Annotated in this window: 9 protein-coding genes; 1 reads left to right on the top strand and 8 read right to left on the bottom strand. The window is 60.7% G+C overall.

Features of this window, described 5'->3' with window-relative positions; genetic code table 11:
* Nucleotides 1–215: 215 nt before the first annotated feature.
* A complete protein-coding gene (locus AC1RL4_RS28290; RefSeq protein WP_230172445.1) occupies nt 216–614 on the bottom strand; it encodes a carbohydrate-binding module family 20 domain-containing protein in 399 nt (132 codons plus the stop codon).
* A 495-nt stretch (nt 615–1,109) separates the two neighbouring features.
* Between AC1RL4_RS28290 and AC1RL4_RS28285 the strand changes: the two genes are divergently transcribed.
* The gene (locus AC1RL4_RS28285) at nt 1,110–1,469 is read left to right on the top strand and encodes a DUF6124 family protein (RefSeq protein WP_019579437.1); all 360 of its coding nucleotides are present in this window, start codon (nt 1,110–1,112) and stop codon (nt 1,467–1,469) included.
* 108 nt (nt 1,470–1,577) lie between these two features.
* Here the strand turns inward: AC1RL4_RS28285 and AC1RL4_RS28280 are convergent, their stop codons facing one another.
* From AC1RL4_RS28280 to AC1RL4_RS28250, 7 genes are read right to left on the bottom strand one after another with little or no spacing between them, the layout of a single operon-like run.
* On the bottom strand, nt 1,578–2,954 hold the full coding sequence (locus tag AC1RL4_RS28280; RefSeq protein ID WP_230172449.1) for an ATP-binding protein: 1,377 nt from the start codon (nt 2,952–2,954) through the stop codon (nt 1,578–1,580).
* Complete coding sequence (locus tag AC1RL4_RS28275; RefSeq protein ID WP_018929746.1) at nt 2,951–3,613, bottom strand: response regulator; 663 nt, start codon at nt 3,611–3,613, stop codon at nt 2,951–2,953. The genes AC1RL4_RS28280 and AC1RL4_RS28275 overlap by 4 nt, the downstream gene beginning before the upstream one ends.
* A 12-nt stretch (nt 3,614–3,625) precedes the next feature.
* Nucleotides 3,626–4,270 (bottom strand): tetratricopeptide repeat protein, encoded by a 645-nt coding sequence (locus AC1RL4_RS28270; RefSeq protein ID WP_019579435.1) that lies wholly within the window; start codon nt 4,268–4,270, stop codon nt 3,626–3,628.
* Nucleotides 4,267–5,076 carry an SDR family oxidoreductase gene (locus AC1RL4_RS28265; protein ID WP_028940234.1) on the bottom strand — a complete coding sequence of 270 codons (810 nt, stop codon included), beginning with the start codon at nt 5,074–5,076 and terminating at the stop codon, nt 4,267–4,269. The genes AC1RL4_RS28270 and AC1RL4_RS28265 overlap by 4 nt, the downstream gene beginning before the upstream one ends.
* Nucleotides 5,063–5,737: an iron-containing redox enzyme family protein gene (locus AC1RL4_RS28260; protein WP_028940235.1), complete on the bottom strand. Its 675-nt coding sequence runs from the start codon at nt 5,735–5,737 to the stop codon at nt 5,063–5,065. The genes AC1RL4_RS28265 and AC1RL4_RS28260 overlap by 14 nt, the downstream gene beginning before the upstream one ends.
* On the bottom strand, nt 5,734–7,215 hold the full coding sequence (locus AC1RL4_RS28255) for an AMP-binding protein (protein WP_230172450.1): 1,482 nt from the start codon (nt 7,213–7,215) through the stop codon (nt 5,734–5,736). Before AC1RL4_RS28255 ends, AC1RL4_RS28260 begins: the two co-directional genes overlap by 4 nt.
* Complete coding sequence (locus AC1RL4_RS28250) at nt 7,205–7,882, bottom strand: thermostable hemolysin (protein WP_230172451.1); 678 nt, start codon at nt 7,880–7,882, stop codon at nt 7,205–7,207. Before AC1RL4_RS28250 ends, AC1RL4_RS28255 begins: the two co-directional genes overlap by 11 nt.
* Nucleotides 7,883–7,992 lie beyond the last annotated feature (110 nt).

Here is a 7,992-nt window from a genome sequence, read left to right as displayed (position 1 = left end):
TGAGACAACACCGAGGAGCTTAGCTGCTCTCGCCGGGTGTTCGGCCAACATACAAGGAGCGAGGCTTGCCCGCGAAGAACGATAACGCAGTGTGCCAGACCTGATGCCTTCGCGGGCAAGCCTCGCTCCGGGGATAAGTGTGGAGCTGCCGAAGGCTGCGATTTTTTGATCTCGGAAGAATGACAGATTCACTTTCCCATATGTTCACTCACGCCTCAGAACGTGCCGACACTCGCTGTTTTGAAAGTCACCTTCACTATGTTGTTGGGATTGCTCTGCCACTTCTGCACGTCGGTCGGTATGGTCTCGTTGCGCACGACACACTTCCACTCCACATCTTTGCCATCGTCCGTGCCTGGGAAAAGTACCTTGCCGGTCCATGTTGGATAGGCAGTAGGGGCAAGCTTTACGGCCTTGGTCGGATCCCAATTCCCTAACTCTGGACGGTTGCCGACAACATAAACACTGTAGCCCAGCGTCGTGACGCCGTTGTCGCATTGGAAGTTCACTTCGGATTGTAAGGGCGTCCACTGGCCGCCTTGGACATCGCGGAACACCGGCAGCGTCGCCAACAAGAGAACGCCCAGCGGCAACAGGTAACGATTGCGAGACATGATGAACACCTCAACTCATTCCAGTGGACGCAGCTTAGCCCCGGCCAAACTGAAAGTGACCTGTTAGAACTGACAGTTCATTAGATCTCTTCGCAATAGTTCTAATCGTTGCTTGTTAACGGCGAGCTTTCTTGCGCTTAAACAAGAACAATCGCGATCGTTTAAATGAAGCTTGCCGTTACCATCCAAAGGCTACAACGCCTTGCGCCACCCCCTACACGTAAGACAGAATCCGCCGGCTTGTGCGCCTTGGGCCCGCTCGGTAACTTGATTCCCGTCACTGCCCATCAGTGATCGGGTTTAGTCGCCCGCGTTAACTCAGTTGTGCGTGCATCTGTCATGCAGGTCTTTCATTCCTGTACTTGATGGTAGCTGTACGTAGGGCGCCTTCGGGCGCGCCGGATTTCTGAGTTTCCCGGTCGACTAACCTGCGTGCAGCTGCCTCCCCTCTCGTTTAGTCGCAAGAGGGGTGGCACCCAATAGGAAACTCAGAATATGTTCAAGGTCACACCCAATCCGCCGGACGCCGATCCGGTCTCCCCGTACGAACCCGATTCAAAGAAGCTCAACGAGGCCGCCGAGCGGGCTCTGAACTTCCACTTTCCGTCGAATGCCGACATCAAAGCCACCGCGCGTAAACCCAGCAGGCTGTTTGCTGTGGCCCCAGAGGCCACGACCGAAACCCTGGCGATTTTTTTGGTCGAGACACTGGCCTCGGTCGATGTGATGGTCCATCAGTTGGTGGATCATCTGGAGGGTGAGTCGCGCTACGCCCTGCTGGGCATTTCAAACAGCATCATGGTGGCGGAGATCACCGCGAACCGGGTGCTGGATAAGATTGATCTGCCCAAATAGATGCGCTCTGCTGTGGTGAGTGGGTAACTGACGTTGGGCTGTGCAGCGGTCCCTTTTTTTGGGCCGCTTCGCGCCCCAGCGGGAGCAAGCTCCTTCGCCACAGAGTGTTCAATGGTGCCGGTCAACAGGAATCGACAGCGTCGCCCGCAACCCGCCTTCCGGTGGGTTGACCAGGGTAATCCGCCCACCCAGCTGCGTCGCGATGGTGTTGACGATGGCCAGTCCCAAGCCTGCGCCGCCGGTGTTTCCACGGCTGTAAAAGCGTTCGAACAATCGTGCGCGATCCGCTTCGTCGATGCCCGGTCCCTGGTCCTGGACGCTCAAGTTGTAGAACCCGTCGTCCTGGCTCAGTTGCACGGTGATGACGCCATGCTCCGGCGAAAAATTCGCCGCGTTGCTGACCAGGTTGTTCAGGGCGATGTCGATGGTGCCGGCGTCGGCGAGGACTTTGAAAGGCCGGTCCTCGGCGTCGAAAGCCAATTCCAGGTTCCTGCTCAGCAGCCAGGGTGTGAGCTGGGCCAGGCTGGCGCGCACGGTTTCACTCAGGTCGATGCTGTGCAGCACCGGCGTCACGGCCTTGGGTTCGAGACGGGCCATGGTCAGCAACTGATTGACCAGACGACTGGCGCGGTCGACCCCGGCAATCAGAAACGCCAGGGACTCACGACGTTCCTGTTCCGTGCCGGCCTCCAGCAGGTTTTGCGCATGCACCCGCAACACAGCCAGTGGCGTGCGCAATTCGTGGGCGGCGTCGGCGATGAAGCGTCGCTCACGGCCCAGCACCTCTTGAATTTGCGCGAGCATGCGATTGAGCGCCGCTTGCATCGGTTCCAGTTCGCTGGGCAACGGCGTCAGTTGCAACGGCTCCAGAGAACCGCTGTGCCGTGCCCGCAAGGTTGCCGCCATATCGGCCAGGGGTTTGAGCCCCCAGCCAATGGCCAGCCAGACCATGGCCGCCAGTATCAGGCTGCCAAGCACATTGGGCCATAGGGTGTGACGCACGATCCGGTCGACCAGGTCCGCACGCACATCATCCCGTTCACCGACCCAGATGCGCAGGTCATTCTGTTTGTCTTCGAGCACGAACACCCGCCAATGACGGTTGTTCAAATCCACCACATCGCTGAAACCATGTGTCGTCGGCGGCACGGTGAAGGAGGGGGCGCTGGCGGTGTGCACCAGCACTTCTCCCTTGCGATTCCACACCTGAAAGGCAATTTTGCTTTCATAGGGGTGACCATCGACTCCCGGCGCCGCTTCACTCAAGGCCTTGTTGAATGCTTGATACAGTTCGGCGTGTTCATGGCTGGCCAGCGGCATGCGCATCACACCCTGCAGCAGTCGGGCGTTCTGTGCCAGTTGGGCGTCGTAGACTTCGGCAATTTCGTGATTGCTGTCGTGCAGGTTGAACACACTGATGATTGCCAACCCCGTCAGCATCAGGCCGATGATCAGCGTCAGGGTGCGACGTCGGATCGAGGTCATCGACGTTCCTCCACCAGATAACCCACCCCACGAATGGTGCGGATCAGATCGGTGGAGAACTTCTTGCGCAGGTGATGGATGTGCACTTCCAGGGTGTTGCTTTCGGCTTCTTCGTTCCAGCCGTAAAGCAGTTGCATCAGGTGATCGCGGGTCATGACCCGGCCCGGAGGCGAGAGCAATTCATGGAGCAGTTGATATTCCTTGGGCGTCAGCGCTACCGGTTCGCCCTGATAACTGACTTGCTGGGTGCCGGGGTTCAGGCAGATGCCGGCGTGTTCGATCAGCACTTGCGCGCGACCGGCACTGCGGCGCAACAAAGCTCGCAGGCGAGCCTTGAGTTCGGCCAGATCGAAGGGTTTAACCAGGTAATCGTCGGCGCCGGCATCCAGCCCGGCGATGCGGTCTTCAGTGGCATCCCGGGAGGTAAGGATCAGCACCGGCAGGTTCGAGCCGCTGTCACGCAAGCGGCGTAGCACTTCCAGACCGTCCATGCGCGGCAGGCCGAGGTCGAGCACGGCCACATCGAAGGTTTCGCTGAGCAGTGAATGCAAGGCGTTGCTGCCGTCCTGCAGCCAGTCGACGGTGTAACCCTCACGGCCCAGCGCCTGATGAATGCCCTCGCCAAGGGCCACGTCATCCTCGATCAGTAATAAGCGCACACGGGACTCCTGTCAGTCGAGTTTCTTGTTTACGTCACCCAGTAATGCTTCGATCTCTTTGCGACGCCCGGCGTCGGCGCTTTCCCGGCCAGGACGGGGCGCGGCATGCAGGGCTTTTTGCAGCGCATCCCGAGCTTCACCATAGCGCTTTTGACGGTAAAGGTGATCACCCCAGAAGTACAGACTGTCGATGCCGGTCGGGTTCAGTTCCAGGGCCTGCTTCAACAGCTGTTCGGCCTTGTCGGCATCGCCGAAACCGATAGGCCAGCCGGGCACCCGATCATACAGTGCCGCGAGGCTGGTATAGGCCGAGCCTTGCAGGGCCTTGGGATCGATGGCCAAGGCTTTTTCCAGATCGACTTTGGCTGCCTTGGCCTTGCTCAGGGCACCGAGGCCACCCTGGGCGCCGGCCCAACTGCTGGTGACGATACCGGACCAGATCCACGCTTCAGCCAGGGACTGGCGTTCCCGGGTAAACGCGGAAGCCTGGGCTGCAAGTTTTTCGAAGGCGGCGCTGCGCTGTTCGGCGGGCAATTCGTACTGGATGTGCGCCCAGCTTTGTTGAATGGCGTTGAGGCGCTGCTGATCGGCGGCTTCCAGCGCCCAGACGCTTTGGCTCAGCACGGCGAGCAACAAGCAGGTGAGGATTTTCTTCATGGTTTGAGGCTCTCCTTATCGGGCTTCTGACTCAGGCGACGGATCAGCGGCAATTGCTTGCGCAAGCCACGGTCCACCAGATGCGGCAACAGACTGTTCAGGCGCACGAAAAAGCGTTCAGGCCAGCCCAGGTACAAGTCGCGACGGTCGCCGGCAATGGCGTGGATGACCGCCGAAGCGACGGTTTGCGGGTCGTCGACATTGGCTTTGAGCGCATCGTTCAGCGCTTGGGCCGCCGCGCTGTTCATGCTGGTATGGGTTGCCCGGGGAGCGACATAGAGCACGTTGATCCGGGTATCGGCCAGTTCCCGGCGCAGGGCTTCGGAGAAACCGCGCAGGGCGAACTTGGTGGCGCAATAGCTGGCGTAGCCGGGGTAGCCGATGGAACCATAGGTCGAACCGACGTTCACCACCATGGCACTCTCGACCTGCTTGAGCAGCGGCAGCAATAGCCTGGTCAGGCAGATTGGCGCGCTGACGTTCACTGCGAGCATGGCGTTGATCTCGCTGTCATCGAGCTGTTCGAGCATGGCGAAGTGATTGACGCCCGCGGCATTGATCAGCAGGTTGATGCCGCCGATGGCCTCGGCCGCCGCCAGCACTTTGCGCCGGTCATCGGGCAGGGTCAGGTCCGCCCCGACCCAGCGCAACTGCTCCGGGTAGCGCTCGAGCAAGGGCTCCAGCGACTCTCGATGTCGGGCTACGGCCAATACGTGTGCACCACTGGCACACAGGGTGCCGGCGATGGCCAGGCCGATGCCGCCGCTGGCGCCGGTCAATACCACGCGCGTCTCAGACGGGCGCATGCAGATTCTCCCCATCACGCGGCAGGCCGCGGAACATGTCGGTGTAGAGCGTGTACACGACCTTCGAGGCATGAATCACCGCGGCTTGATCGGCCGGGTCTTCGAGCAGGTTCATCAAGCGGCGGTAGGTCTGCATGTGTTCGATATCCAGTGAGCCGTGGGAACTCAGATAGCTGAAGGCGCTTTCTGGCAGCGCCAGGCGTTCGCGGATGCTGGCGGCCGCGTGGGTGGCCAGGGCGATGCTGGTGCCTTCCAGCACGTTGACCATGCCGAACAGGCCCACCGGGTTGTCCCGGGCAATCAGGTCGTAAAGAAAGCTGACCATCAACTCGATCGGCAGCGATGGACGACCATCACGCACGGCGTCTTTGTCACCGCCACAGGCCGCGATATCGTCGAGCACCCACTGTTCGTGACCGTATTCGTCTTCGATGTACTCGCACACCGCTTTGCGCAACCATTCCAGACGCTGCGGCAGACGTGCGCCGCACGCCATCATCAACGGCACGGTATGGCGCACATGGTAGTAGGCCTGGGTGAGGAAGGCGCGGTAGCTGTCCAGGCTCACGTTGCCCTGAAGGGCATCGCGGATGATCGGCAGATTGAACAGCTCGTGGCGTTCCTGATGAGTGGCTTCTTGCAGGGTGTCGAAAAAACTCATGGTGCAGATACCTCGGGGAAAACGGATTCAGTGAGCTGCGCCCGGTAACGCTCGACGATGGCGTCGCGGCGCGGTCGGCCATTGGCGGTCAGCAAGCCGTTGGCGGGGGTGAAGGGTTGATCGAGACGGGTCCAGTGATGAACCTGGGCGTAATCGGGCAAGGCCTCATTGGCCTCGGCTACGGCGGTGGCCAGCTCTTCATCGGTGCAGTCCGGTCGATGGGGCCAGAGCAGGGCGTGGTTGCTCGGCATCGCTTCGCCGTAGACGAACGCCTGAGCGATATGGCGACGCTGGGTGAGTTCGGCCTCGACCCATTCCGGGTTGACGTTGCGGCCGAAACTGGTGATGAACTGATGTTTCTTGCGCCCGTTGAGGTAGAGAAAACCTTCCGGGTCGAATTCGCCGAGATCACCGGTCGGCCACCATTCATCGTGGTGGGGCGCTTGCCCCAGATAACCAAGCAGGGTCGAGCCCTTGACCAGCACTTCGCCGTCGTCGGCCAGGCGAATTTCGACATGGGGCAGGGGCCGGCCGACGCTGCCGGGGCGGTGTGCTCCCGGGCGATTGAGGCACACCACCGACGCGCATTCCGACAACCCGTAACCCTCGTACACCGGCATGCCGATGCGTTGGGCACGGTGCAGCAGCTCTTCGGAAACCCGCGCACCGCCCACGGCGGCAAAACGCAACGATTGGGGGTTGAACGCTTTTTGCTCGGCGGCGCTGACCAGCATCAGTAACAACTGTGGCACCAGGATCAAACTCTCGGGCGCGCGGGAGGCCAGACACCCCAACAAGCGCGGCACATCGACACCGCTGGCGCCCTGAATGCCCAGGGTTTTCTGGCTCGGCACGCTGAGGGTCGCGCCGGCATACAGCGCGGCATAACAGCCGAGGTTTTCCAGCAGGATCGCCAGGGGCAGCAGTGCCAGGTGATGTCGCGGGTGGGTGGGCTTGCTCGCCTGATCCAGCTCACGGGCCACCCGCAAAAGGCTTTCGGCGCTCAGGCACACGCCTTTGGGCGTGCCGGTGGTGCCGGAAGTGAAGGTGAGTTTGGCGGTGCCTTCAGGTATGAGGTTCGGGTCGCTGAAGGGACGACGCCAGAATTCACCACTGTGCTCATAGCCTGCTCCTTGAAGCTCGGCTTCCAGTTCCGGTTCGGCAATCACCCGTTCGGCCTGGCTCTGTTCCAGGCAATGGATGCGTTGTGCCGGGCTGAAGAAGGGCGGCAATGTCAGGCAGATCAGGCCTTCGAACAGGATGGCCAGGTCCCAGAGCATTGCCTCGGTGCCGTTGTCCAGAGCCAGCGCGACCACCTTGACGTGCTCATCGCGCAGTCGCTGTTGGCGATCCATGACCTCGGCATACAGCGTGGCGTAGTCCAATTTCAACTGATCGCCCCACAAGGCAATCGCGCTGCTTTTATGTTCGGCGTGATGACGCAGGGTTTGTTTGAAACGCTCCATTTCAGGCGACATGGCTGGACTCCTCAAGGGAGGTTGGCAGCCCCAGGCGATTGAACAGGCCGATGTTGCGCAGATGAATGAAACCGGCGCGGATGTTGCCGACATGCACCCATGGCTGGCTCTCGTAATAACTGCCCCAGTGGTGACGGTCGTCGCCCAACCGCTCGGGATCGGCGGCGCACAGCGTCACCGGCTTCAAACCCAGGCGATGAAAACTGTTTACCAGCCCGATGTTGCCGGTGAACGCCACCCATTCCAGCCCGCCCATGGCCAACAGATAGGTGATGGCGACGATGCTCAGCCGCGCGCTGCCGGTATCGCTGGCGGCGAGGTTACCGACCTCGACAATCCCGGCCCGGTCCACCGGTTGGCCGGCAGCGGCGCTGATCAGCGGATCGATCGCCTCGTCCAGGTAACGCTCCAGAAACAAGGGTTCGGTACTGGCCAGTCGTAGGCCGGCCACCGCACACAGCGTGTCGGACTCATCGCTCAGGCCGAACAGTTGCGGCATGAAATGGCGGATATCGGCGCCATGGGCCTTGCGAAAACGCTGCTGGATAAAAGCTTCGAAGACGGGTCGCTGGGTATCGTCCGGCAAGGCCCTGGCCAGACTCATCTGCGAGGTTTCGGCTTGACCGAAGTGCAGGGGCAGAGGGATGTTCCAGTCAAAATCGTGCATGGGCAAGAACGCCTCCCCGAGTCAGTTTGGGGGGAGTATCAAAGGCGATTCTTAACGAAGTCTGAAGGTTATCTTCAGATTGTCTTAAGACTGGACAGGCAGGGTGGCGC

The organism is Pseudomonas sp. GW822-FHT07A10 (assembly GCF_058798795.1).
The sequence above is the reverse complement of the archived record's forward strand: the minus strand, read 5'-3'. Positions and strand labels throughout refer to the sequence as shown.

Excerpts from the sequence above, each read along its gene's own strand:
- AC1RL4_RS28290 (WP_230172445.1), bottom strand. The coding sequence starts at position 614 with ATGTCTCGCAATCGTTACCTGTTGCCGCTGGGCGTTCTCTTGTTGGCG.
- AC1RL4_RS28285 (WP_019579437.1), top strand. The coding sequence starts at position 1,110 with ATGTTCAAGGTCACACCCAATCCGCCGGACGCCGATCCGGTCTCCCCG.
- AC1RL4_RS28280 (WP_230172449.1), bottom strand. The coding sequence starts at position 2,954 with ATGACCTCGATCCGACGTCGCACCCTGACGCTGATCATCGGCCTGATG.
- AC1RL4_RS28270 (WP_019579435.1), bottom strand. The coding sequence starts at position 4,270 with ATGAAGAAAATCCTCACCTGCTTGTTGCTCGCCGTGCTGAGCCAAAGC.
- AC1RL4_RS28265 (WP_028940234.1), bottom strand. The coding sequence starts at position 5,076 with ATGCGCCCGTCTGAGACGCGCGTGGTATTGACCGGCGCCAGCGGCGGC.
- AC1RL4_RS28260 (WP_028940235.1), bottom strand. The coding sequence starts at position 5,737 with ATGAGTTTTTTCGACACCCTGCAAGAAGCCACTCATCAGGAACGCCAC.
- AC1RL4_RS28255 (WP_230172450.1), bottom strand. The coding sequence starts at position 7,215 with ATGTCGCCTGAAATGGAGCGTTTCAAACAAACCCTGCGTCATCACGCC.
- AC1RL4_RS28250 (WP_230172451.1), bottom strand. The coding sequence starts at position 7,882 with ATGCACGATTTTGACTGGAACATCCCTCTGCCCCTGCACTTCGGTCAA.